22 protein-coding genes and 2 tRNA genes are annotated in these 25029 nt (G+C 69.1%); 14 read left to right on the top strand and 10 right to left on the bottom strand.

The features are described from left to right. Positions 1-211 precede the first annotated feature (211 nt). On the top strand, positions 212-613 hold the full coding sequence (locus tag ABTY62_RS41285) for a hypothetical protein (protein ID WP_352134520.1): 402 nt from the start codon (positions 212-214) through the stop codon (positions 611-613). Between the two features lie 159 nt (positions 614-772). Then, positions 773-1429, top strand: a complete 657-nt coding sequence (locus ABTY62_RS41280; RefSeq protein ID WP_352134519.1) for a class I SAM-dependent methyltransferase — start codon at positions 773-775, stop codon at positions 1427-1429. A gap of 178 nt (positions 1430-1607) precedes the next feature. On the opposite strand, the gene gad is transcribed toward ABTY62_RS41280, so the two are convergent. From gad to ABTY62_RS41260, 4 genes are all read right to left on the bottom strand, one after another. Beyond that, positions 1608-2999: a glutamate decarboxylase gene (gad, locus tag ABTY62_RS41275; protein WP_352134518.1), complete on the bottom strand. Its 1392-nt coding sequence runs from the start codon at positions 2997-2999 to the stop codon at positions 1608-1610. A 228-nt stretch (positions 3000-3227) separates the two neighbouring features. Continuing rightward, positions 3228-3968: a hypothetical protein gene (locus tag ABTY62_RS41270; protein WP_352134517.1), complete on the bottom strand. Its 741-nt coding sequence runs from the start codon at positions 3966-3968 to the stop codon at positions 3228-3230. Positions 3969-4026: 58 nt separating this feature from the next. Further along, positions 4027-4272, bottom strand: a complete 246-nt coding sequence (locus tag ABTY62_RS41265; RefSeq protein WP_502997622.1) for a hypothetical protein — start codon at positions 4270-4272, stop codon at positions 4027-4029. Beyond that, positions 4269-4694, bottom strand: coding sequence for a DUF1622 domain-containing protein (locus ABTY62_RS41260; RefSeq protein ID WP_352134516.1), 426 nt, complete (start codon positions 4692-4694; stop codon positions 4269-4271). Before ABTY62_RS41260 ends, ABTY62_RS41265 begins: the two co-directional genes overlap by 4 nt. Before the next feature lie 620 nt (positions 4695-5314). Here ABTY62_RS41260 and ABTY62_RS41255 point away from each other — a divergent pair. After that, positions 5315-6976, top strand: a complete 1662-nt coding sequence (locus ABTY62_RS41255) for a hypothetical protein (protein WP_352134515.1) — start codon at positions 5315-5317, stop codon at positions 6974-6976. A gap of 435 nt (positions 6977-7411) precedes the next feature. Here the strand turns inward: ABTY62_RS41255 and ABTY62_RS41250 are convergent, their stop codons facing one another. The 3 genes from ABTY62_RS41250 to ABTY62_RS41240 form a co-directional block, all read right to left on the bottom strand. Next, positions 7412-8176, bottom strand: coding sequence for an IS5 family transposase (locus ABTY62_RS41250; protein WP_352134514.1), 765 nt, complete (start codon positions 8174-8176; stop codon positions 7412-7414). 132 nt (positions 8177-8308) lie between these two features. Beyond that, the gene (locus tag ABTY62_RS47640) at positions 8309-8548 is read right to left on the bottom strand and encodes a hypothetical protein (protein WP_502997621.1); all 240 of its coding nucleotides are present in this window, start codon (positions 8546-8548) and stop codon (positions 8309-8311) included. A 777-nt stretch (positions 8549-9325) separates the two neighbouring features. Beyond that, complete coding sequence (locus ABTY62_RS41240; protein WP_352134512.1) at positions 9326-9802, bottom strand: NUDIX domain-containing protein; 477 nt, start codon at positions 9800-9802, stop codon at positions 9326-9328. A 118-nt stretch (positions 9803-9920) separates the two neighbouring features. On the opposite strand from ABTY62_RS41240, the gene ABTY62_RS41235 reads away from it, so the two are divergent. Together ABTY62_RS41235 and ABTY62_RS41230 are read left to right on the top strand one after the other, a co-directional pair. Continuing rightward, complete coding sequence (locus ABTY62_RS41235; protein ID WP_352134511.1) at positions 9921-11126, top strand: helix-turn-helix domain-containing protein; 1206 nt, start codon at positions 9921-9923, stop codon at positions 11124-11126. A 112-nt stretch (positions 11127-11238) separates the two neighbouring features. Next, positions 11239-11589, top strand: a complete 351-nt coding sequence (locus tag ABTY62_RS41230; protein WP_352134510.1) for a DUF6415 family natural product biosynthesis protein — start codon at positions 11239-11241, stop codon at positions 11587-11589. Between the two features lie 1206 nt (positions 11590-12795). Here the strand turns inward: ABTY62_RS41230 and ABTY62_RS41225 are convergent. Next, positions 12796-13251, bottom strand: coding sequence for a GntR family transcriptional regulator (locus tag ABTY62_RS41225; RefSeq protein ID WP_352134509.1), 456 nt, complete (start codon positions 13249-13251; stop codon positions 12796-12798). Between the two features lie 154 nt (positions 13252-13405). Here ABTY62_RS41225 and ABTY62_RS41220 point away from each other — a divergent pair, with 154 nt between their 5' ends. The 7 genes from ABTY62_RS41220 to ABTY62_RS41190 all read left to right on the top strand — a co-directional run bounded on the left by ABTY62_RS41220 (position 13406) and on the right by ABTY62_RS41190 (position 19113). Further along, the gene (locus ABTY62_RS41220; RefSeq protein WP_352134508.1) at positions 13406-13738 is read left to right on the top strand and encodes an SCO3933 family regulatory protein; all 333 of its coding nucleotides are present in this window, start codon (positions 13406-13408) and stop codon (positions 13736-13738) included. Then, the gene (locus ABTY62_RS41215) at positions 13735-13932 is read left to right on the top strand and encodes a hypothetical protein (RefSeq protein WP_352134507.1); all 198 of its coding nucleotides are present in this window, start codon (positions 13735-13737) and stop codon (positions 13930-13932) included. The genes ABTY62_RS41220 and ABTY62_RS41215 overlap by 4 nt, the downstream gene beginning before the upstream one ends. A gap of 2 nt (positions 13933-13934) precedes the next feature. Continuing rightward, entirely contained in the window at positions 13935-15347 is a 1413-nt protein-coding gene (locus tag ABTY62_RS41210) for a P-loop NTPase family protein (protein WP_352134506.1), read from the top strand. Positions 15348-15387: 40 nt separating this feature from the next. Continuing rightward, a complete protein-coding gene (locus tag ABTY62_RS41205; protein WP_352134505.1) occupies positions 15388-16080 on the top strand; it encodes a DUF2637 domain-containing protein in 693 nt (230 codons plus the stop codon). A gap of 131 nt (positions 16081-16211) precedes the next feature. Beyond that, complete coding sequence (locus ABTY62_RS41200) at positions 16212-17663, top strand: replication initiator (protein ID WP_352134504.1); 1452 nt, start codon at positions 16212-16214, stop codon at positions 17661-17663. After that, positions 17654-17839: a helix-turn-helix domain-containing protein gene (locus tag ABTY62_RS41195; protein WP_352134503.1), complete on the top strand. Its 186-nt coding sequence runs from the start codon at positions 17654-17656 to the stop codon at positions 17837-17839. The genes ABTY62_RS41200 and ABTY62_RS41195 overlap by 10 nt, the downstream gene beginning before the upstream one ends. Beyond that, a complete protein-coding gene (locus ABTY62_RS41190; RefSeq protein WP_352134502.1) occupies positions 17839-19113 on the top strand; it encodes a site-specific integrase in 1275 nt (424 codons plus the stop codon). Before ABTY62_RS41195 ends, ABTY62_RS41190 begins: the two co-directional genes overlap by 1 nt. A gap of 91 nt (positions 19114-19204) precedes the next feature. Here ABTY62_RS41190 and ABTY62_RS41185 read toward each other — a convergent pair. Both ABTY62_RS41185 and ABTY62_RS41180 read right to left on the bottom strand, forming a co-directional pair. Next, positions 19205-19277 (bottom strand) — tRNA-Arg (locus tag ABTY62_RS41185). Between the two features lie 280 nt (positions 19278-19557). Then, positions 19558-19647, bottom strand: a tRNA-Ser gene (locus ABTY62_RS41180). Between the two features lie 205 nt (positions 19648-19852). Here ABTY62_RS41180 and ABTY62_RS41175 point away from each other — a divergent pair. Further along, positions 19853-20305, top strand: a complete 453-nt coding sequence (locus ABTY62_RS41175; protein ID WP_352134501.1) for an SSI family serine proteinase inhibitor — start codon at positions 19853-19855, stop codon at positions 20303-20305. A 225-nt stretch (positions 20306-20530) separates the two neighbouring features. Next, a complete protein-coding gene (locus ABTY62_RS41170; RefSeq protein ID WP_352134500.1) occupies positions 20531-25003 on the top strand; it encodes a response regulator in 4473 nt (1490 codons plus the stop codon). Positions 25004-25029 lie beyond the last annotated feature (26 nt).

The following is a 25029-nucleotide window of genomic DNA, read 5'->3' as shown; positions in this document are numbered from 1 at the left end:
AGGACACCGGCTACTGCCCACCGGTCCAGCAATAGCGAGTCCCTGCGGTGACGCCGAACCTTCCCCGGCAGGATTCGAACCTGCCCCTCTTGATCCGTAGGTTCGGGCAAGGGCCCGATGCTCTTGCGGCGAGGTGGCTGAGTACCTCCGCGGAGCGGCTGAGTACGCGGACGGATCCGGACCGGGCGGCGGCCGGTCCAGCATGGTGGCCATGCATCAGCAAGGGGGGAACGACCGGATGGGCCGGCAGCTCGATGCCGAGCGCGACGCGGCGATGGCCGCAGCCCGCAGGGGTCGGCCGGACACGGCCGGTATGGCGCTGAGGGTGCTCGGCGCCATCCTGCTGTGGCTGATGGCAGGGGCGCTGTTTTGGACGGGGATGCTGCTCCCCTGGGGCACGGCCAACTGCGACTACGAGCAGCACGCTGTCTGCGACAACTTCACCCTGAACCTCGCCATGGCCATCTCCACTGTCACCGCCCCCTCGGCCGTGCTCGTAGGGACCTGGGGCGCCTTCTCTCGCCGCCCCGGTGTCGCCCCGGTCGCGTGGACCTCCGCAGTCACCGTCGTCATCGTGGCCTGGCTGGTCATTGTGGGCATTGCGAAAAACTAAGGACGGCGTACCCGCCTGATCCAACCTGTGTGGCCGTTGATGCCAGCCCCTCCCGATGATCGGAAGGGACCTCTGAGCTGGGGCGCGCTCAGCCCTGCCCGCGATCGTTACGTGCGCCAGGGTGCAGGGGGCACGCCGCGCTGGCTAGCCTTCAGGGTCATGCCTGACGAGCCGTTTCTCGATGCGACCAGAGCCTCTTACGACGTCATGGCCGCGGAGTACGCCGACATGGCGAGCCCTGACCTGGACGCCAAACCTCTCGACCGGGCGTTGCTCGGCGCCTTCACGGAGTTGGTACAGGCAGGCGGAAACGGTCCGGTTGCCGATGTAGGTTGTGGACCCGGCCAGGCAACAGTGGTGCTACACCGACTGGGCATGGACGCGTTCGGCATCGACCTTTCGCCCGGGATGATCGACCTGGCCCGCCGCACCTACCCGGATCTGCGGTTCGAGGTGGGATCGATGCTGGCCCTGGGTCTACCGGATGCCTCCATGGGCGGTTTGCTCGCCTACTACTCGATCATCCACGTCCCATGGGAGCGACGGTCGGAAGTGTTCTCCGAGTTTCACCGGGTGCTCGCACCGGGTGGGCAGGTGATGCTTGTCTTCCAGGTCGGTGATGATCGGGGTCATCGCTCCGAGGCATTCGGCAAATCCATCTGCCTCGACTGGTACCGGCAGCAACCGGACGAGATCGCCGACCTGCTGCGACACGCTGGATTCGAGGTCTGGGCCACAATCACGCGGCAGCCCGACGCTGCCGAGAAGACACCGCAAGGCTACGTCTTGGCACGCAAGCCCGTATCCGAGCCATGAGCCTCACGACGCGTGGATCCGCCGGCCATCGGCGTGGCTCCTACGCTGTCCCTGGGACGCGCGGTCAGCCGGAGCCCCAACGTCTTCGCCATGGAGTTTGACGAAGCAAGAGGGCTTGTGGACCCACGTCGCGGGACCTCCCAGCGGCGGTCGGCGCTCGGAACGGTGCCCGGCCCGGTCAGTGGTGGAAGCCGGTGCGGGCCTCGGCCGGCAGCGGCTGGGCCAATCGGTCGAGGTAGTGCACGCTCTCCTCGATATCCTTGAGCAGGGCACGGGCAAGGTCCATGCTCAGCCCGTTCCGCACCACGATCCGCTGCACGGTCATGTCGGCCAGGTTGTCAGGCATGGGATAGGCGGGCACCAGCCAGCCCTCCTGGCGCAGCCGGTCCGACAGGTCGTACAGCGTCCAGTTCTTGGTGTACCCCGAGGCGTGCCGCCAGGCGAACACCGGGATGTCGGACGCGTCGTTCCACAGCTCGAACGCGTCCATCGCGCCGATGCGCTCGGCCAGGAACTTGGCCACGTCCTGTGAGGCCTGCTGCACCCCCCGGTAGCCTTCGCGGCCGAGCCGGAGAAACTGGAAGTACTGCAAGAGGACCTGGGCGCCGGGGCGGGAGAAGTTCAGGGCGAAGGTCGGCATGTCGCCGCCCAGGTAGCTGACCTTGAAAACCAGGCTGTCGGGCAGCAGGTCCCGGCTCCGCCACACCACCCAGCCGATGCCGGGGTAGACCAGTCCGTACTTGTGGCCGGACGTGTTGATGGAGGCGACCCTCGGCACCCGGAAATCCCAGGCCAGCTCGGGCTGGAGGAACGGGGCGACCATCGCCCCTGAGGCGCCGTCGACGTGGATGGGGATGTCCAGCCCGGTTTCCTGCTGGATCTCGTCGAGTGCGGCGCTGAGCTGCGCGACGGGCTCGTACATGCCGGTGTAGGTGACCCCGAGAATGGAGACCACGCCGATGGTGTTCTCGTCGACGTACGCCCGAAGATTGAACCCGTCGAGGGTCTTGTGCTGCTCACTGATGGGTACGAAGCGCGGTTCGACGTCCCAGTAGTTGCAGAACTTCTCCCACACCACCTGCACCGCCGAGCTCATCACAAGGTTCGGACGGTCGGCGGACTTGCCCTGGGCGCGACGCGCTTCCTGCCAGCGCCGCTTGAGCGCGAGGCCACCGAGCATGCACGCCTCGGAGGAGCCGACGGTGGAGCACCCGATGCTCGCGGCGGGGTCCGGCGCGTGCCACAGATCCGCGAGGATCTTCCAGCAGCGCTCCTCGATGGTTGCGGTACTCGGGTACTCGTCCTTGTCGATCATGTTCTTGTCGAAGGTCTCGGCATACAGACGCCTGGCCTCGTCGTCCATCCAGGTGCCGACGAAGGTCGCAAGGTTCAATCGCGCGTTGCCGTCGAGCATCGCCTCGTCGTGAACAAGCTGGTACGCGGTCTCCGGCAGCATCGGCTGCTCGCCGAGCTGGAGCCGCGACCGGCGGTGAGCCTCGCCAGGGCGCGCGAACAGCGGGTTGACCACCAGGTCCTCGACGGAACCGTCCACGGAGTGCCGATCCGACATGCTCTCCACCTCGATTTGCCTAGCGCGACAACCGGCCCAGCCGGGCGTCTTTTACCCCTTTGCGTCTTCGGGCCCTGCGGCGAGCGTCCTCACAGTAGATTAAGGACATACGACACGCTTTCGCCTCTCGGGAGTGAGACCGGCGAATGCCTCGTGACCAGGCCCGCGCAGGTGGGAGAGGGTTTCCGGGGTGCCGGCCCGAGATCGCCCGCGTCGGTTTCCCGCAGGTCATTTCGTCGGCCCTTCCAGGTGCGGCGGACGGAAATTGATCACAAGGATGTGGCCGCTGACGACCAGGATCCACAGGGGGAACGCGAGCACGATCCATGTGGTGATGCCGACGACGAAGATCAGCCCCAGGAACACGAGGTATCCGAGCCAGACGAGCCAGCGCGGGAAGATGCCGAGGTGCTGCCCGATCATCGTCGTGGACATGGCGAAGACGGCAGCCAGGCGCGTGGCGTAGCTGGAGATCAGACCGAGGATGGTCTGACGGTCGTGCTCCCACAGGGGGAACAGTGCGCTGGCATGAGGGTTGTCGGCCACCGTGATGACGCCGTACGCAGTCCCGGCGAGGAGGAAGAGCACAGCGGCGAACAGGAACCCGCCGCCCAGGAAGATCGTGCTGAAGAACTTGTCCTCACTGGGTCCGATGTAGGCACGCACCGCACCTATGAACCAGAGGAAGAAGATCCCACCGAACGGCAGCAGACGCACGGCTGCCCGCAACTCGTCCCGTTTGGACGAGTCGGCGAACCAGACGGCCGGATCAGTGGACTCGGTCGGAACCGCCTCGCGGAACAGCAGGATGACGGTGGCCAGCAGCAGGGCTGAGATCACGCCCACCACCCCGGCGGCGCGCGGAGTGCTCAGCGCGGCACCTGGCGGCCTGTCAGCTTGCATGAGCTCTATGCTCGGGCGCGGCCGGGCACCCGGGCCCTCCGCCACGCGGTGACGGTCCACGATCACCCCGATGACCTCCGGTCCGGCCCGGGAATCAGGACGCCAAGCCGAGCGCCACGCTCGGTTACCGCTTCGCCTGGATGCGGAGGCTGGAGCTGACCAGCAGTCGTACGCCGATGACGGCTGCGGCTGCTGCGAGGGACTTCCAGGAGGGGTGGCCGGCGAGGTGGATGAGGCCGGCTGCCACGAGGAAGTCCGTGAGCACCGCCACGGCGGGCTGCACCCGGCGCATCCGGACGGCGACGCACACGGCGCTGACCAGTCCGAGAGCCGTGACCACAACGGCAGTCCGCGCCAGCAGCATGGTCACGGGGCGGTTCCTGGAGCCGTGGCATCGTCCCTGGGGGTGAGCCGTTCGATCTCCTGACGCTCTTGTTCGATCTCGCGGCCGAGGATGTAGTTCAGTGCGGTCCGGATCGCGGCGATCGCGGCCAGCTGGCCGATCTGGGGGAAGGAGGGCGCGATGGCTGTCCGCAGGATGTCTCCGGCGAGCTGGAACTCAAGCCCCAGGGCGAGGAAACGGCCGAGGGTCAGTCGGATCCGGTTGAAGCCGAAGGCCGCGGCCTCGGGCTCTCCCCGGCTGCGCAGCCGGCCGGCTCCGTACCGGACGAACTGCACGAACGCCCAGGCAGCGCCTGCGAAGATGACCAGCGCGCCAGCGAACTCGACAAGGCGTACGCCCAGGTCGACGACATCGCGCAGGGTGGATTCCGGCAGCAGATCCGCGTACATGGCAGCATTGTCCGTTCGCGCGGGCACCGCCACCTGCGCGCCACCCCCATGTGTGGGCGAGTGCGAGGCGGACGCGGCGCGGTGGCCACGGCGGCCTGAGCCACCACGCGGCAGCGCAGCTCGATGGGCGCGCTCGGCAGGATTCGAACCTGCAACCTCTTGATCCGTAGGCTCGGGCACAGCACTGGGCTGGGGCTCCGCTCTCCGCCGCGACGATCGCCCGGGGGGCTTTCGGGGGCTTGTACGTGCCGTCTGACCGGTCTCGCTTCCTCGCCCCTCGCACCCGCCACCACGGTGAGGGCAGCGGTGGGTTCTCGAATGCCCGTCATGCAGGCAGCGCCATACGGCTGAACCGCACCCGACACGACACCCGTCAGCCCAGCAGTGAGCGGACGAGATGGATAACTAGGTCTTCCAAACAATCACATGAGTCACCCGCCCTCATCTTGTGGCCTCGAAGCGTGCCCCTGGCGCGCGGGGGTCGCGGCAGCCCCGCGAACGCGTGGGGTTCGTCTCGAATGCCGCCGTCGCCACGCGGCCGAACGGGTCGGCTCACCGACCCGTTCGGAGGTTTGATGCACGTATCCCGTGCCTTGCGTTCGATCGTTGCCGTCGCCTCAGTGGGGGCAGCGTTGCTGGCCTCCCCCGCGTGGTCCGCCGTGCCCGCCGTGCCCGCCGTGCCCGCCGTGCCCGCCGTGCCCGCCGCCGGAACGGTACCCAAGACGGTCGACCACACGGGGGCCACTCGGTCCCCTGACTCCGGCCCCGCGGTGCACCATGACACCTCGCCACCGTTGCGTGAGCTGTCGCGAAGATCCGGACAGCCCCGGCGCGCTTCCGACCCCATGCCCCCCAAAAAGGGGCCGCACCCGCGCTCCGCCAAGGCCACCGGTCCCGAGCAGGTGGTGCAGGACCACAACGGCAGACGGGGTCGGATCCGGTTGGGCGTCAATTTCGAGGGCATCCGGGAGGGCGGGGGCACCCCTCCTGACCCCAACGCCTCGGTAGGCTCCCGCCAGGTCGTAGAGATCACCAACTTCAAACTCGCGGTGTACTCCAAGTCCGGCAACACGCTGCTGGGGCCGCTGACGACCCAAACCCTGTTCAGCGGGTTCGGCGGACCGTGCGAGACCGCTCAGAACGACTCCCTCGGGGACCCCGAGGTCCGCTGGGACTCCCTGGCCCACCGCTGGATCCTCAACCAGTTCGCCAGCGACCCCGCAACCAACACGAACCGACTGTGCGTGGGCGTCTCCCGCACCCCGGACGCCACCGGCGAGTACTACCGCTACGCCTTCGGATATCAGACCCTCCCCGACCACCCGAAGTTCGCCGTGTGGCCGGACGCCTACTACGTGACCGCCACCGCCGCCGGGTCGCTCTTCGAGGCGTGCGCCTGGGACCGGCACAGGATGCTGCGCGGAGCCGACGCCGACCAGCAGTGCTACACCCTCCCGGCGTCGACCATCCCGCTCGGCTCGGACCTCGACGGCAAGACCCCACCACCGCGAGGCGAGCCCAACCTGCTGATCAACCTCGGCCCCACCGACGACAGGCTGCAGTACTGGCGGTTCCACGCCGACTGGACGGACCAGACCCGCACCACCCTCACGGGCCCGCAGGAGCTGAAGGTGGCCCCCTACACCCGGGCCTGCGAGAGTACCGATCCCGCCCGCTGCGTCCCCCAGGCCGGCACCGCCCAGAAACTGGATTCGCTCTCCTACTCTCCTATGTACCGGTTCGCCTACCGCAACTTCGGCGACCACCAGTCCCTGGTCGTCAACCACGCGGTCGATGCCCGCGGCGGCGTGGGCGTGCGCTGGTACGAACTGCGGCTGCGCCACGGCCGACCGGTCGTCCATCAGCAGAGCACCTACGCTCCGGACCCCACGTACCGGTGGATGGGCTCCGCAGCCATGGACAAGAACGGCGACATCGCCCTGGGATACTCGCAGTCGTCTTCCCGGACCCGTCCCTCGATCCGAGTCACCGGACGCCTGGCGCACGACCCGCCGAACCTGATGACGTTCCACGAAACCACCGTGTGGACCGGCGCAGGCTCCCAGACCGGGAGCAACCGCTGGGGTGACTACACCTCCATGGCGATCGACCCGGTGGACGACTGTACGTTCTGGTACACCAACCAGTACCAACCGGCCAATGGCACCGGAAACTGGAACACCCGTATCGCCTCCTTCCAGCTCTCCGGCTGCCACGCCCACCAGCGCCGCCATCACCACCATGGCCACAGCCGCCGGCACGGCCACCACCGTCACGGCTGACACCCCCGGCGGACGGCGCACCACCGTCCACCCCGGACCCGCCCTGCAAGCCGGGGGCTGCGGCAGAGCCGCCGCAGCCCCCGGGGAGCGCTCGGCGGTTGCCGTCAACGACCGCCGTCATTGGTCAATGCAAGAGGCCCCTTCCATCTCTGGAAGGGGCCCCTTGGCTGCTGCGCGCTCGGCAGGATTCGAACCTGCAACCTCTTGATCCGTAGGTTCGGGCAGGGGCCTGGCGCGGGTCTCGGCCTCCACCTGTGCTGGTGCTCGGCACAAGTCGTAGACGGGCGATGTGTGACGCCGTTGATGTCAGTATTGATGTCATCTCGGCCGCAGTGATCTGCACCGACGGTACGCTTCCGTGTGCCCGCATGCACAGGCACGATTCTGAGGGCCACCATCCAGCGTCTGACGGGCGCCAGTGAGCCTTTTCCATCCTCAGTCTGAGCTTGCGAGATGGAGGGTGAGGACAGCTTGGACAAGGCTCGTGATCCTGGTCGTCGAGCAGCGGAGTTTGCGCAGGAGCCGCCAGGACTTGAGGGTGGCGATGGCTTGTTCGACGAGCGCCCGGACCTTCGCGTGGGACCGGTTGACAGCCTGCTGACCGGTGGAGAGGCCGTCCCATCGGCCGCGGTACGGGAGGCGGACCGTGTCGCCCGCGCCCTGGTAGCCCTTGTCCGCCCAGCAGGTGATGCCGGCCTGGGCGAGAGCGTCGATGATGCCGTGCTCGCGTGCGGCCCGGACGTCATGGACGGCGCCGGCCAGGGCCGGGGAAACCCACAGAAGACGACCCTTCGGGTCGGCGATGACCTGCACATTCATGCCGTGCTTCTTGTGTTTGCCCGAGTAGAAGGGGCGGTCGGCGGCGATCCGGTCGATTGGCAGCAGCGTTCCGTCCAGGATCAGATACGCCTTCATCGACGCGGCCCGTACGGCTTCGGCGAGCGTGGGGGCGAGGGCGGCCAGGAGCTCGACGACCTCGGTGACATACCGGTAGACGGTCGTGGTGCCGACCCCGAAACCGGCCGCGAGCTGGGCATAGGGCTGTCCGTTACGGAGGTGGGCGAGGGCGAGCAGGGCCTGCTGGCCGGCGCTCAGGCGCCGCCATCGGGTGCCGAGGGCGCGCCGACGTTCCCGCAGACGGGCGGCGAGGAAGCGGAGGGCGGAGCCGGACACTTCGACGCCGGACGGGTAGACAAGCATGCGAAGTTCCTAGTGGAGACGGTTCTCTTGGTCGAAAACCCATCTACCAGGGGCTTCCCCCGTCTGTCAGGCCAACTACTCGGCCAGCGCGCGAGGTTAGAAAGGGCTCACGGACCGCGAGGGGCTGTCCCCTCATCCCAAGAGCAGGAGAACCGTATAAGGCAGGGCAACGCCGACCGCGATGAAGAAAAACCCGCCCTCGATGGTCCTCCAGGCGGGCCGCTCAAACTCGCCCGCCGACATCGCCCTCTCGGGATTCCGGGGATCGTAAACAACCTCGACGACGGACGAGCTCCCTCCGTCGGGTAGGTACTCGGGAGCTACGGTCACGTAGTGCCGCTCTCCCTCGTGGTCTCGGTAGATGACGTCCACCGACAGGATCCCAGTCCCCCAACTGTCCCCGCCCAGTCGCCCCTGCGTGCGCACACCACGCCGCTTCAAAGTGCAACGCGCCCAGTTACCCACCACAGCGAAACCCAGAAAGGCAAAAGAGGGGAGATACCCCATCAGAATGCCACCCGACATCGCAGCCCCCGTTCAGCGATCACCCCGCGCATGATGCCATACACTTCCCAAGTCGTCACCGAGATGGACGTTCCGTATGCCTGGAGGCGACGACGCCACCGCCGTCACGGCGAAAGGTAACCGTCAGCTACAAGTCCCTGGCAGCACACATGCCAGCTCACCCAGGTTGGAAAATGCTCAGTATCTCGTCTACAGGGCATACCCACACAGGCGTGTTGAGGATCAACACACCCCATTTAGACCTGTGTTGATGCATACTGGTGGTGCTCAAGCACCAAGTACCGGTCTCCCTGCAACCCACCGCCCATAGAGGCATAAGAGTCGAGGGAGACCGAACAGATGGATCCGATGTCGCTTCTACTGATCGCGATCATCTTCATGATTGTTCGCGATAGGTCGTAGCGCGGAAAAGGTGTGTAGAGCTGCCGAGGGCCCTCAATGGGGCCCTCGGCACGTAAGCCCAGGCAGGGTATCCGGGTGCGGGACGGAATTCGTGCCGGGGCAGATCGCTTCGTCTTGTGCAGCGTCTGGCCGTCAGCCGTTACTGGAGTCCCTCAACCTGCTGCGCCCACCGTCCACATCTCGGACGGTTTCGTGGCTCTGATCCACTCCGCAACGCTCGAACTACTCGGCAGGCGGTTCGCCGTGCTCCAGATACACAGGGTGTCCATGTGCCCGTGCGGCCACGGCCCGCTTCACACGGCGGGCGAGGCGCGGGATCAAGAGCTGATCGAGGTCTTCCACGGCGTGGAACTCGGCGGCCAGCAGCTCGTCAGAGGCGAGCTTGATCGACGCTGCCGCGTCCGGGCTCAGCTCCCCGCCGTCGAACAGGTACAGGACCTTGTCACCTTCGGCCTCGTTCGGCGCCCAGTCGACCACCAGTAGCGGCCCGATGGGAGGCGTGATGCCTAGCTCCTCCTCGACCTCGCGGCGGCACGCAGTCAAGGGGGACTCCCCCGTCTCGATGTAGCCGCCGGGGATCTCCCACATCGGCTTGTACGAGGGACGAACCAGCAGGACGCGCCCTTGGGCGTCGAAGAAGACGGCGCCCGCTGCCATGCGCGGCCGTGCCATCCGCTGTACCTGCTCGTTCTCGGGCATGTCATGACCCTACTGGCCGTGGTCCTGAGGGGCTGAACGTGGTCTCTGTGTCTACCGGGACGCGGCTCAGCGTGTGACACTCGGCCGAGAAGAGTGAGGAGAAACAACAGTGCGTGGCATGACTGACAGCCTCCCATTCGGTAAGCGCGTGAAGTTCTACCGCAAGCGTCGCGGCCTTCATCAGTGGCAACTGGCCGCACTGCTCAACCGCTCCGAGGACTGGGTGTATCGGGTCGAGGCAGGCCGTATCCCGGTGAATAACGTCAAGATGCTCGCGGACCTGGCGGACGCCTTGCGGGTCCATGTGGAAGATCTGGCAGGGGCCCCGACTCTCCTGGACGATCACAGATATCACGCGGGCAGCGTGCCCGCTATTCGCGCCGCTCTGATGCGTTCCCGGCGGCTGGCTGGCTCCTTGTACGACGCCCGGGAGCCACTTCGCTTGGAACGCCTCACCGTGGAGGTGAGCGACGCCTGGGACATGTACCAGGAATCCCAATACGCCCAGTTGGCCGGGCGCCTTCCGTCGCTTCTCGCTGACGCGCGCATGGCGACGCATGAGTATTCCTCGGGGAAGGACAAGGCTCAGGCACTCCGGCTGTTTGCCTTGACGTGCCACGTCACGGCGGCATTCCTCCGCAAGCTGGGTGAGACGAATCTGGCTTGGACGGCTGCTGATCAGGGCGATGTAGCCGCGAATGCCTCGGGAGATCTGGATGCCATAGTCGCGCTGCGTCGGTGCGTGGCACACGTCCAGCTCGGTGCCGGACTGGCGGAGGAGGCCGTAAGCGTCACCCAGGACGCTGACGTTGATCTGCCGAATGGCTGGTGGGAGACGTCGCCGGTCTCGCTCTCCCTGTACGGAACGCTTCATCTGAATGGGGCTGTCGCGGCTGCGCGGGTGCGTGACAGGTCTCTGGCCGACCACATGATCGGGAAGGCTCAGCGGGCGGCCGATCGGCTCGGGACAGACGCTAACGAGATGTGGACGGCGTTCGGTCCGACCAACGTTGAGATTCATCGGCTGGCGCTGGCGCTTGAGTTCGAGGATGTGCGACGGGCCGTCGATATAGCTCCCAAGGTGAAGCCTCCCGCCGGGTTCCCCCCTGAGAGGCGGGCGAGAGCGCGTCTGGATGTCGCTCGGGCGTACGGTGAGGCCGGAAGGACGGACGATGCCATCGATCATCTGAAGCGGGCGTACAAGGCCGCGCCAGAACAGATGCGCGCACATGAGTTCGCCCGCGACTTGGCACGTCGGCTGCACAAGCGGAGTGCCCGTCGTGACGCTCACGAGCTCGCTGTGCACCTTGGCGCGCTTGATTAGCCGCTGACTTCGCGAAAAAGCAGGGTGGACCCGGAAAATTCTTCCGGGTCCACCCTGCTTTTTGCTTCTACGGTCTTCCTGTTCAAAACCCGTCTGGCCGTGGGAGCTTGCCGTGAACGTTGACGAGGTGGACGTCTGCGCGATTGAGGCGACGATCGCCAGTGCTGTGGTGAAGCGGACGGCGCTGCCTCCATACGAGAAACTCTGCGAGTTGCATGAGTCCCTGGTGGAACACATTGAGGCGCTGATGCCGCTTGCCGACAAGCGGATCAATCGCCTGAACCGGGGAACCGTGGCCTGGTACCAGAAACGAAGCAGGCTGGACCTGATCCCGCATGAGCTCCGTCAAGGGCTCGGCTCTGGTTTGCAGTCGGCTGACTGGCACGTCCGGAGCCTCGGTTACACCTGTCAGTTCCTGCTCGACAACTCCGGGGTGACCTCGGAGGCACGGTCGATGACCTAGAGAGCCGGGCGGGAGCTGCCGCGCCCCGGGAAGGACCCGGTAGCCCCCGCCCTCCCACTCCCCTTGGCTCAGTGTCCGTGAGGCAAGCACACATCCTGTGGGCTCCCCCGCCTCACTGACGTCACACACTGCGCCTCGGGAGTGGCGGCGGACCTGCACACTCCGCCGTCTGCGATCCGGCTCTCTGCACTCACCACACCCGAGGTGGGGAGCCGGACCGCGCACAACAACCACACATGCAAAACCGGACCACCCCCTTAAACCCTGGCAGGCCACGGGGTAGTCCGGTCGAGAGCCCAAGATCAGGACCCCGGTGCCGATGGTACCGGGGCGGTCGTCGTGCTCTCGTTCGACACCGCCCGCGAAGAACGCTGATCAGTTCGTAGCAAGGGAAGGGGCGGTAGCGATGAGTGGCGGTCGCGGAGTGGGGGTTCGGCGCTGGCGGGGGGAGTGGCGCGCTGTGGGCACGCGGCCGGCGGGAGAGTGTTGGGGCGGTGTCCTGCCCGGTTTGGGGTCGGGCATGGTCAGGGGGCCGTACGCTCGTTGGCAACTCGGGCAGGCTTTGGACCTGCCCGCAATTAGCACGAGTGGCCCCCTGGCCTTGCCCGACGCGGGACCCGAACCGGGGAGGTGCCTCAAGACTCTCCTGCCGTCCGCCACCAGCCACGGAGCCTCGACCGTCGCGCCGGGGTCACCGCGGATTCCGGCTGCGGGGGCCGGTCGGGCGCGTGGTCCTGGTCGTGCTGCTGCCTCGGCGTCTCGGCTGTGGTCGGCGGACGCATCGCGGGCGGCTGTTCCAGGTGCTGGCTGCCTCTGGTGGGTTGCTGGTGTGGGGTGGCGCGCTGAGTGGGTCGGGGGTGCCGCTGAGCGGGGCGGAGACAGGAGCGGGCGGCGGCCACGGGCCGCCAGCGCGCGCGGCCCGCGCAAGCGGGCCGCCTTGATCCAGTAAAGAAACTTTGAACAGCTCGCGCTCTGGGCGCCATGTCAGCCTGCCCAGTGCGGTGGAGTCCGAAGGAAGAAGAGCGGAGCGTGATCGGCTCGTTGAGGCGTGCTGCCAGCGGGAGAACGGCGCGTGCTGTCGCGCAGATCATGAACGGGGGAACAGGATGCTGAGCGACGAGGAACACTCACTACTGGCAGAGGTCGCATCGATGGCTGAACGCCTGCGCGTCGAGGTAGAAGCCTTGCGCGTCGATATCGCGGAGATCAGGGAGTCGAGCGCTCCCGGCTCTGATGCGCCTTCAGATCGTCAACTTCCCGCCTGAGCGCCTTGACCTCTGCGTTCAACGTGCGCAGCTCATCACGGAGTGCATGGAGGGTTTCAGTCAGGGACCCGGCGGCCTTAGTGCTGTCCGGGCCTGACTCTGCCCCGGGTGCCGCCCGGCCCCCGGTGTAGGTCTTGACCTCGATCAGCTCGCCTCCGGGGCCGACAGCATCCGCCACGTAGCTGCCGCGTCCTTGGACGGTGTAGACCAGACCCTCATCGCGTAGGACGCGCACGGCACTGCGGGCGGTCATGCTGGCGACGTCGAACCGCTCTTCCAGTTCCCGGTAGGAAGGGAGCTGTTCGCCCGGCTTGATCCTGCCCGCCTCGATGTCACGTCGAACGGCGTCGGCGACTTGCCGATACGGCGGGCGCGGGTCGTTCGTCGGCGGCTTCATGGGCTCAGGGTAGCCCGAGTTAGCACATCTAACACAGCCCTCCCCATAGGTCATCACTGCTAGCTCTGAGATCTCCGTTGACACTGTTAGCAGTGATGCGCTCTACTTGGAGCCCGCCGCAGAGCGCGGTGGATACCGAAAGGGAGTTCGAAACATGGCGCGCATTCGCGTGGGACTGCTGCCCTCCACGATGTTCATGGTTGGCACGCTGCCGGTGCCGAAGATCGCGGACCAGGAGACGGGCAAGATCGCGCAAGATCGGGACACCGGTGAGGACCTGTTCACGCTGACGGTGTTCCTCATGGAGGACGGCCGGGCGGAACAGATGAAGATCACCGTTCCGAAGTCCGGTCTGCCGGACGGGCTGAACCTGGGCCTCCCGGTCCGGCCGACGGAGCTGTTCGCCACTCCGTGGGCGCGGATCTTCAACGGGCAGTTGTCCGACGGGATCGCCTACCGGGCGGTGTCGCTGGAGCTGGTCAAGTGACGACCGCCAAGCCTGAGCCGGTCTATCCGGTCGAGCCGGAGAGCGGGGATGACGACTCGCGGTTCACCAATGGCCTGCTCCTGGACGTGGTCGAGGTGATCGAGTCGCACGGCTACCCGAAGATCGCGGCTGGCCGTGACCTGCTGGAACTGCGGATCTCCCTGTACCGATTCCTCTACGAGAACCAGGACTGACTGTGACGGTGGGTGAAGTCATCGGGTTGGCCCCGGCTCTGGCCGGGGCGGCCCTGGCCCTGAGCACCGTATGGGCCGTGTGGTGGGTGGTGCGCTATGTGCGTGCCGACAAGATGACGCGGGCGAGCATCCGGCAAGCGGTCCGGGTGCGGCGTGGCTGGCGTCGGCTGGCTCCGATGGCGGGCCTGTCGGTGACCGACAAGACGCCTCCGGCTGCGGTGATCGTGGCGCCGGACGGGAAAGTGCCCAAGCCCCGGGTCCTCATCCCGAAGATCAAGGTCAGGGCCGACCGGTACGGCGTGGTGGTACGGGCGGTGTGCCTGCCGAAAGTGAGCCTGGCGGAGTTCCAGCGGGCGGCCCCGTACCTGGCGGAGTTCCAGCGGGCGGCCCCGTACCTGGCGGACGCGTGGCGGTGTGCGCGGGTCTCGGTCCTGCCGGACAAGCCTGGGCACCTGGTGATCCGTGGCGTGCGAGTTGATCCGCTGATCGTCCCCACCGAGCACATACCCACGGGTGAGGTTCCCGAGGAACTGGCCGTGTGGGGCCTGGGGGTGGACGAGTACGCCCAGCCGATCGACGTGAGCCTGTCGGACGTGCCCGGGGCCACGGTGGCCGGTCTGCCCGGGTTCGGCAAGACCTCGCTGGTCAACAAGTTCATCTGCGACACCGCACCCTCTGCGGCGATCCAGTACGCCGTAGCGGACGGCAAGGTGACCTCCTCCCATGAGGGCGACTACGCCGACCTGGCGCAACGCATGTTCGCGTTCGTCGGCGATGACCTCGAAGAAGCGAACGCGTTGTTCAAGCGGCTGGTGAAGCTGCGGCGGGACCGTTCGGCGTCCATCCGCGCCGTGTTGGGTGTCAAGAACATGTGGCACGTCGGGCCGTCGGCTGGCTGGCCGCTGGCGGTGTTGATCGTGGATGAGGCACACACCTACTTCCGCGACTACAAGGGGTCCGACGCGCAGACGAAGAAGCTGGCCGCGCTGGCCGCTGACAACGCCCGGCTGGTCGAGGACTTGGTGAAGAAGGGCCGGAGCGTCGGCATCCTGGTGATCATCGCGACCCAGAAGGCGACCGGAGATGCCATCCCCACCTTCATCCGGGACGTGTGCCCGGTGGGCCTGTCCTTCGCGCAGAAGACGGCTGAGGCGGCCGTGGTCGCGCTGGGGGAGGACATCCGGAACTGGCCGGACGCCAACCCGACCGCGCTCCAGGATCCGGCCTATGTCGGCGTGGCCTCCATGGCCCACCAGGACCGCCCCGGCTTCACCCGCATCCGCACCCCCTACGTCGCCGACGACGACGCGGCCCGCATCGCCGCCGTCACAGCGCACCTGACCCGCGACCCGGCCGAACTCCTCGACGAACAACTGACCAGCCCTGCCCAAGCGTCGGTCCTTCTCACCAAGTGACTTCCTCGCCGAGCCGACACCCGAAAGGAGGTGAACACCTATGTCTGAGGATCGGATCACTCAGCGCACCGTGACCGTCGTCATGGCCATCATCGCGGCCCTCGCGTTCGTCTTCTCCTTCGGCAACGTCTGGGCCCTGGCCCTGCGTCTGGGCGTCCCGCGCCCGATCGCCCCGCTGATCGCCCCCATGGTCGACCTGTCCGTCGTCGGCCTCCTAGTGGCTCTGCGCTACCTGTCCCTGCGCGGTATCCCCGCCGAGCAGATCAAGGGCGCCACGCGCCTGATGCACCTGTCCGGACTGCTGACCCTGGCCCTCAACATCGCCGAACCCCTCGTCGTCAAGCACTACGGCCGCGCCGCCGTGGACGCCGTCGCCCCGCTCCTCCTCCTGGGCTGGGGAGCCGTCGGCCCGCAACTCCTGCGCCACTTCCACGCTGTCGCCCACGTCGCTCCCGCCTCGGCGGTCTCCCCGGACCCGGCTCCGGCCGAGACAGCTCCCGCGCCGATCGCCGAGCCCGCCCCCGCCCCGACTCCGGAACCGGCGGCAGCCTCGGCCCAGCCAACGCCGCTCACACCTCCGGCGGTCACCGTGCCCTTGCCGCTGCTCAACGCGGCCCGCACCATCGCCGACACCTACCAGGCCGACTACGGCACGGCCATCACCCCGGCTCAACTCAAGAGTCGCCTCGGCGTCGCCCTCCCGCTGGCCACCGCCGCGCACGCCCAGCTCTGACCCCGTGCCGGCCGTTCCGGCAATCCGAACTCGCCCTGCCCTCCCGGGCCCGGTTCGCCATGCCCCGAGCAGCACCCGCACGCCTTGGCCTGCCACTGCTCGTGGCCCTCCTCCCAGAAAGGAAGCCACCCGTGAAACGCCCCCTGGACCTGCGCCACGTGGCGAGCCTGACCCTGCGGGACCTCATCGAACTCGCCCACCTCCCCAACTTCGACCGCATCCACGACCAGATCAACCGCGTCCGGGGCTGCACCCGCCCGGTTCAACTCGTCGGCACCACACAGACCCTCGACACCACGACCAACGCGGTGCTGCGGTCGTACAGCACCGCCGACGAACCGACCGGACGCCTCCTGACCGCCTGCGGCAACCGCCGCTCCTCCCGCTGCCCGGCCTGCTCGCGCCTCTACGCCGCCGACACCTACCACCTGATCAAAGCCGGACTCTCCGGCGGCAAGACCGTCCCCGACACCGTCCGCACGCACCCCCGGGTGTTCGTCACCCTCACCGCCCCGTCGTTCGGGCCGGTCCACAACCGCCGCACCACCAACGCGGGCAAGAACCTGCCCTGTCGCTGCGGAACCCACCATGGGGCTGATGATCCGGCCCTCGGCACGCCGCTGTCCCCGGCCACCTACGACTACGCGGGGGCCGTGCTGTGGAACGCGCACGCCGGAGCGCTGTGGGCCCGCTTCACCACCTACCTGCGACGCAAGCTGGCCGCGCACCTCGGCATGACACAGAAGGCCCTGAACGCCTCGCTGCGGGTCTCCTTCGCCAAGGTGGCCGAGTACCAGCGGCGCGGCCTGGTCCACTTCCACGCCGTTATCCGGCTCGACGGCCCGGACGGCAGCAACCAGGCCCCGCCCGCCTGGGCCACCACCGACGCACTCACCCACGCCATCAAGACGGCGGCCGGGCGGGCCGTGCTCAAGGTCGTCTCCAAGTCGGTCGGGGAGCGTGAGCTGAGGTGGGGTGATCAGCTCGACATCCGGGAGATTGCCGCCCTGGGCGATGGCGAGCTGACCGATCAGAAGGTCGCTGCCTACGTGGCCAAGTACGCCACCAAGAGCGCCGAGGACTCCGGCACCGTGGACCGCTCCCTGCGCTGCGCCCACTGCGCCGGACGCGGCTACCAGACCGGCCCCGACGGCTTCCGGGACCTGTGCGAGTCGTGCGAGGGCACCGGCCAGTCCGAACCCATCACGGACCTGCCCGTGCACAGCCACGTCCGCCAGATGATCCGAACCGCCTGGGACCTCGGCCACCTCCCCGAATTCGCCGAACTGAAGCTCTGGAAGTGGGCTCACATGCTCGGCTTCCGGGGCCACTTCTCCAGCAAATCCCGCCGCTACTCCACCACCCTCGGCGCACTCCGCGACGCACGCCGCGCCTGGCGCACCGAGCAAGCACGCGTCGCCGACGACCGGCCCGAGTCCGGCGAGGAAACCACCCTCGTCCTCTCCCACTGGCAATACCTCGCCTCCGGCTACAGCCCCGGCGAAGAACTCATCGCCGCCCAAGTACGCCACGACCTCACCCAAGCCCAACGCCTCAAGACAGAAGGAGCCCCGTGGCTGTGACGGCCCTGCTCAACGTGGACCAGGTCGCCGCTCGACTCCAGGTCAGCCGCTGGACGGTCTACAACCTCATCCGCTCGCGCGAGCTGGCCTCCATGACCATCGGCCGCTGTCGCCGCATCACCGAAACCGCCCTGCACGACTACATCACCCGACAGACCGAACGAGAGGCCGCCTGATGGCAAAGAGGAACGTGAATGGTGAAGGCACGATCGTCCAGCGGAAGGACGGCCGTTGGCACGGAGCCGCGTACGTCCTCACTCCCGACGGGACGTACAAGCGGCGCTTCGTCTACGGCAAGACCTGGGATGAGGTGCACGACAAACTCACCCGGCTCAAGGCGGATTCGCAGAGCGGGGTTCCCGTCGTCACGAGCAAGTTGAGCCTGGGCGACTTCCTGACCTACTGGCTGGCCAACGTCGCGCGCATCAAGGTACGTCCGGCCACCTACGCCGCCTATGACTCCCTCGTTCGGAACTACCTCGTGCCCGGCCTGGGGAAGAAGAAGCTGGCGCGGCTCACCGCGCGGGACATCCGTGCCTTCCTCACTGCCACCGCTCGTACGTGCCAGTGCTGCGCTCAGGGCAAGGACAAGGCGCGTCCGGAGACGAAACGTCGCTGCTGCGCGCTCGGCGAGTGCTGCGAGTCATATCCCTCCGATCGGACCGTGCGCTTCCTCCTGGTGCTGCTGCGGGCCGCGCTGGAACACGCGGTGCGTGAGGACGAGCTGCCGCGCAACGTGGCCAAGAACGTCGAGCTGGGCATGGGCACCAAGCGCGAGATAGAGCCGCTGACGGTGAAGGAAGGGCGTCAGCTCCTCGCCGCCGCGCGTGGTGACCGGCTCTGGGCGGCGTACGAGCTGGCCGTACGGATCGGCCTGCGGCGCGGGGAAGTCCTGGGCCTTCGCTGGAAGGACGTGGACCTTGCGGACGGCTCGGTCACCATCCGCCAGACGATCCAACGCGTGGGCGGGCAACTGCTGATCGCCGCCCCGAAGACTCAGCGCTCGGCTCGGCGGATAGCGCTGCCCGCTGAATGCGTGACGGCGCTCCGGGCTCGTCGGGCCCAGCAGCACGGAGACAGGCTCGCGGCGGGCGACACGTGGCGGGCCGACGGCAACGATCTTGTCTTCACCACCCGGTACGGAACGCCGATCGAGCCGCGCAATCTGAACCGCGCCTTCACCCTCCTGTGCGACAAGGCCGGGGTCCGGCGCGTCCGCTTCCACGACCTCCGGCACACCTGCGCGTCACTGCTGCACGAGAAGGGGGCCGACGCCCGGATGATCATGGAAGTCCTGGGCCACAGTTCCATTCGCGTGACCATGGACATCTACACGTTCGTCCGGCTCGACTCGCAGCGCTCCGCCTTCGATCGTGTGGGCGATGCCCTGCGTGACATCAACGACGGCGACGGCGATGACGGCCTGAGTGGCGTCCCCGTACCCGCCTGATCCAACCCGCGTGGCCGTTGATGTCAGTTTGGATGTCAACGCATACGCCAGAGGCCCCTTCCGATGTTCGGAAGGGGCCTCTGAGCTGGGGCGCGCTCGGCAGGATTCGAACCTGCAACCTCTTGATCCGTAGTCAAGTGCTCTATCCGTTAAGCTACGAGCGCTTGGCTTCCCGGCGGTTTTTCTTGCCGGTCGGCGTTGCGGGGACAACATTACATGACCTGCGGCGTCAGGTGAAATCCGTTTCCCACACCCCCTCTGACCTGGGAAAACACTCTTTTGGCGGCCATCCGGAAGATCGGCAGGGGGTGCCGGATGATCACTGTGGTGGGGCAGGTGGGGCAGGTGGGCCACGGATGGGGCAGCGGGCCGGGTGGCGGGTGGACGTGCCCGAGGGGAAACGCAGCGGAGCCCCGGCCGCAGGGGCCAGGGCTCCGGTGAAAGCGGAGGCTCCGGGATTTGAACCCGGGATGGGGGGTTACCCCAAACCGCATTAGCAGTGCGGCGCCATAGACCAGACTAGGCGAAGCCTCCATGTACACCGAGCTTATTCGCGCGAGCGCGACGCGGTGTGTGCAGATGATGTCACAGCCCAGTGGGATGTCACCAATCGCCGCCTACGGTACTCGGCTGGCGGGGCGCATCGCAAAGCCCTTATGGCGGCGCAACGCGCACGACGGCGGCGCGTTAGAGGGGCAGGGGCAGTGCGCCCCGTCGTGATCACACCTGGAGCGCCCCGATGCCCCTGCTGCACCGCCTGGCCGTCGCCGTCGTCGCGGCGGCCGCCTCCGCCGCCACGATGAACGCCGCCGCCTGGGCTGCGCCCGTGCCGCTGCCCCTGCCGTACGGGGACGGGAGCACCGATCACCTGCTGGTCACCGTGTCGCGGTTCGGCAGTGCCGCCGCGGGCTCCGTCACGTACTCGCTGTCATGCCATCCCACCGGGGGGACGCACCCGGCCGCGCAGGGGGCCTGCGATCAGCTGGACTCGGCGGTGGTGTGGGGGAGGGATCCGTTCGCGCCCGTGCCGCCCGGGGCGATGTGCACGGGGCAGTACGGGGGGCCGGCCACCGCGCAGCTGCGCGGTCACTGGGCGGGGCGGCCGGTGGACGCGCGGTTCTCCCGGGCCAATGGGTGCGAGATCGCCCGATGGGACAGATTTTCCACTGTTTTGCGCCTTCCTGGGAGCTGACCTGAGGATTGGCCGGGACTGGAACGTAACGGGCTCGTAAGGCTCGCCAGGAGGTTTGTCCAGGCGTGCGCCGAGACGCGTACGTCGTGCTGCGACCTCCCTCTCATCTACCGCCGCGTCCGCCCCCGCTGCCCGTAGACTCCCCTGAGGACACTCCACGGATGCGGCGGCACAACGACCGCGAGTGTCGGGCAAGGTGCGGTACATCAGGGAGGAAGCGTCGTCGTGAGCAGCAGGCCATCCCGAGGCGCTGCTCGCCTCGCAGCCATACTCGACGCACTCCCCGACGCGCTGCTGCTGGTGAACTGCAACGGCACGGTGGTCAACGCCAACCACATCGCGCTCGAGACCTTCGAGGTGCCGGGAACGGCGCTCGTCGGCCGCGGTCTGCTGGATCTTCTCCCCTCCTTCGACTCCAATCGCATTCCGGGCTCGATGCGCCGCCCCGACGACCAGGACGAGGCAGGCCGCACCAAGCCGACGCGGATGATGGCGCGGCGCACGGATGGCATGCAGTTCCCCGTCGAGGTCACCAGCGCGAATCTGGAGGACGGCCGGACTCCTTACGCCGACCAGTACAGCTACACCGGCGACGAACTGCTGATGCTCGTCGTGCGCGACCTGACCGGGACGCTCGACACCGAGGCCGAGCTCGCCCGCCAACAGCGCCAGACCGAGATGATCCTGCGCGCGGCGGCGGAGGGCGTGGTCGGCGTGGACACCGAGGGCAAGGTGGTCCTCGTCAACCCGTCCGCGGCGCAGATCCTCGGCTACCGGGCCAGCGACCTGGGCGGTCAGGAGCTTCATCCTCTTGTACACCACTCGCGCCCGGATGGTTCCCCTCTTCCGTACGAGGAGTCCCCGCTCACCGAGACCCTGCGCTCCGGCCGTAAGTACCGGGTGCGCGGCCAGACGCTGTGGGCGAAGGACGGCAGTGCCGTACCGGTCGACCTGACGACCGCGCCCGTACGGGACGGGGATCAGCTCGTCGGTGCGGTGATGACCTTCACCGACCGGCGGCCCGAGGAAACCCTCGTGGCGAAGCACGCGGAGGAGTTCGAGAGCCTCACGGCCGAGCACGCCGAGGAGCTGAAGAAGCTCACCGCGCGCCACACGGAGGAGCGGGAGAAGCTCACGAAGCAGCTCGCCGAGCAGCGGAAGGAGCTCACCGCCCAGCTCACCCGGGAGCGGGAGGGACACGCCGAGCGGTACGACGCGCTCGCCGCCCGCAACACCCAGCTGCTGGCTGTGCTCGACCAGTCGCTGCGCGGCCCGCTGCTGGAGCTGCGCGGCGAGCTCGCCGTGCTCGCCGACGACCCGGCCGGGCAGCTGTGGCCCGAGGCCAACCAGATCCTGCACCACCTCGCCGCCGGGTACACCCGGATGACCACGCTGGTGGACAACGTCCTGAGCTATCAGCGACTCGACTCGGGCGGCGAGGACTTCACCCGGCACGCGGTCTCCATGGACGAGGTCGTCTCGGCCGGCGTCGAGGGCGCGGTCGAGCTGATCGGCCCCGGGCGGGCGCAGTTCGCCGTGCACGCGCCGCCGATCGAGGCCGAGGTGGACGCGGAGCGGCTGGCACAGGCGCTGGCCCACCTGATCGCGGACGTGGCCGGGGTCGACTCCACCGGCAAGGCGACCGGGGGCCCGGGCGGCGCTACGGGCGACTCGACCATCGTGGTCGCGGCGGCGCAGCGCGGCGATGTCGTACGGATCGAGGTGCGCGGACCGTACGCGGGCGGCGACCCGGTGCACGAGCCGATCGTCCGCGGGATCGTACGGCGGCACGGGGGCGTGCTGCAGACCCACGAGATGCCGGGCATGGGCGGGCACGCGTACGTCCTCGAGGTGCCGATCTCCGCGGCCGCCGCCGAACAGGCGAGGCAGGGCGACAGCGCCGCGGCGGCGTCGGGGCGTACGTCCGGGACCGGGGAGGTACGGAACACCTCCGGCCGGGGCACCTCCGGCGGCGGCGCGGGCACCGGCCAGACTCCGACGGCCGCCGCGGCCGCGGCGGCACAGGCAGGACGGCGCGCGCGGCGCGGCCCGGCGGGCGGACCCGGAAACGGGACGAGCGGTGCGGGTACGAGCGGCGCAGGTACGAACGGAGGCGGCACCAACGGGGGTACCGCGCCGCGCACGCCCGGCGCCCAGGGCGCCGATCCCCGCGCCCCGCACGCCGGTTCCGCGCCCCCCGCGTCCGCGCCCGGGAGCGACGACACCGCCGATGAGCCGCGCCCGACCGGGCGTCGTCGCGCCCGTCGCCACCCGGACGAGGAACAGCCGGCACCCGCAGCCGCGAACGCCGATACCGACAGCCAGGGTTCGGGGGCCCATCGCCATGCCCGTGGCGGTGCGCCACAGGCCGGTCCGCAGCCCGCCGCGATGGGTCCGGTGCCGCCCCAGGGCATGGCCGGGCAGCCGTCCGCCCCGGGCGGGCGGCGGGCCCGGCGCGGCGCCCCGGCCGAGGCCGGACAGGGGCGTTCCGCTCTCGCGCTGCCGCCCGCAGCGGCCGACGCCGCCCCGCAGGGCGGCGGCTGGCCGGCCGCTCCCGGCCCCACCGCACCCCCGGCCCCCCAAGGCGGACGGGCCATGCCCGCGCTCCCCGCCGCACGCACCCCCGAACAACAACAGAACAACTGGAACCAACCCCAGAACAGCCCCAACGGCGGCCCGGGCCCCCTGCCCCCCGCTCAGCCCACCGCCCAGCCCGCCGGGCGGCGGCGGGCCCGGCGCGCGCTCTCCGAAGCGCCCGGACGGGCCGGGGCCGACGAGGCGCAGCCCCAAGGTCAGCCCCAGGCCCAGCCGCAGCCCGCGGGTGACCCGGTCGGGGGCCGGTCCCCGTTCGCGCTGCCGCCCGCGGCGGCCGACCGGACGCCGGAGTCCGCGCTGCCGCCGGAGCTCGGGCCCGTGGGCCTCGTCCCGGCCCAGCACGGAGCGCGGAACCCCCGCGGAGGCGCGGCCCCGGGCGGACCGGCCGGGCCCGGCGCCCAGGTCGCCCAGGGCGGCGCGCCCGTGCCGAGCAGGAGCGGCGGCGGTGGCCTCGCCGTACGAGGCGGCCCCGTACCGCCCAACGCCGCCCCGCAGGGCGGCGGCTGGCCGGCCGCTCCCGGCCCCGCCACACCCCCCGCCCCCCAAGGCGGACGAGCCATGCCCGCACTCCCCGCCGCACGCACCCCCGAACAACAACAGAACAACTGGAACCAACCCCAGAACGACCCGAACGCCCGCCCGGGCGGTCCCTACGGCGCGGACGAGGGTCCGTACGCCCCGGACGACGAGCAGTACGACACGGGCGGCGCCCCGCAGCCCACCGGACGGCGGCGGGCCCGGCGGCCGCTGGCCGACGAACAGCCGGAGCCCGGTGCGATGCCCGGGGCACAGGCCGTGCCCGCCATGCCCGCCATGGAGGACGGCGCAGCGCAGCCCGGTTCCTGGCCGGGCGGCCCCGCGGAGCACCGCCCGCAGCCTCAGCCCCAGCGCCGGCCGCAGCAGTTGCCCGCCGCCGAGCCCGCGCCCGGCCCCGACACCACACAGGGGCGCGCGATCAGCGTGCGCACCCTGGGGCAGGGCGTGCCGTTCGCGCAGCAGGTCTCGGAGCACCACCCGCACAACGCGCAGGCGCAGCTCCAGACGCCGTCCGGCGGCACGGCCGCGGCCGGAGGCCTGGGCAGGCGGCGCAGGCTGGCGGCGAAGCCCGACCCGGCCGGCCAGCCCGCCTCGGCGGAGCTGGAGCCGGTCGGCCACCCCGGCGCTCCCGGCGCCCAGTCGCGCCCCCAGCCAGGGGCGGGGCCGGGGTCAGGGCCTGGGTCCGGGTCGCATCCGCAGCGCCCGGGCTCGCCCCAGAGCGCGGGTCGCGCCTTCGCGATCGGCGCGCCCGACGAGGGCGCCGAGGGCCCGGAGCCGCTGGACGGGCCGAACGGCGCCATCGAGGTCGTCGACCACCACACCCCGCCGCCCGACGACGAGCTGCCGCCCGAGCCCCTGGACAACCCGCGTCGGCTGCTCGTCTGGCCCGCACCGGACATGTCCACGCAGCAGGCGCTCAGCGACCGCGGCTACCGCCCGGTGATCGTGCACTCGCGCGAGGAGGTGGACGCGCAGATCGCGGCGTACCCGGCCGCGCTGTTCGTCGACCCGCTGACCGGGCCGATCACCCGGACGGCGCTCCAGTCGCTGCGTACCGCCGCGGTCGCCGCCGAGGTGCCGGTGCTGGTGACGGCGGGGCTCGGCCAGGCGTCGCGCGAGGCCGCGTACGGCGCCGACCCGGCCGTGCTGTTCAAGGCGCTCGCCCCGCGCGACAGCGAGCAGCACCCGCCGCGGGTCCTGCTGATCGAGGAGCACCAGCCGATCTCGGACGCGCTGACGGCGACGCTGGAGCGGCGCGGCATGCAGGTCGCCCGGGCGGCGACGGACGCGGACGCGGTGGCGCTCGCCGCGCAGATGCGGCCGAATCTGGTGGTGATGGACCTGATGCAGGTGCGCCGCCGACGGGCCGGGATCGTGGACTGGCTGCGCGGGAACGGGCTGCTCAACCGCACCCCGCTGGTCGTCTACACCTCGGCGGACATGGATCCGGCCAATCTGTCGCGACTGAGCTCGGGCGAGACCGTGCTGTTCCTCGCGGAGCGCTCGACGAGCGCGGAGGTGCAGGGCCGGATCGTGGATCTGCTGGCCAAGATCGGCAACAACTGAGGTCCGCCGGGCCCTGTCCCGGCGGC

The organism is Streptomyces sp. NPDC097640 (assembly GCF_040302705.1).
Lineage (GTDB): Bacteria > Actinomycetota > Actinomycetes > Streptomycetales > Streptomycetaceae > Streptomyces.
Note: the sequence above shows the minus strand (reverse complement) of the source record. Positions and strands in the feature narration are given on the sequence as shown.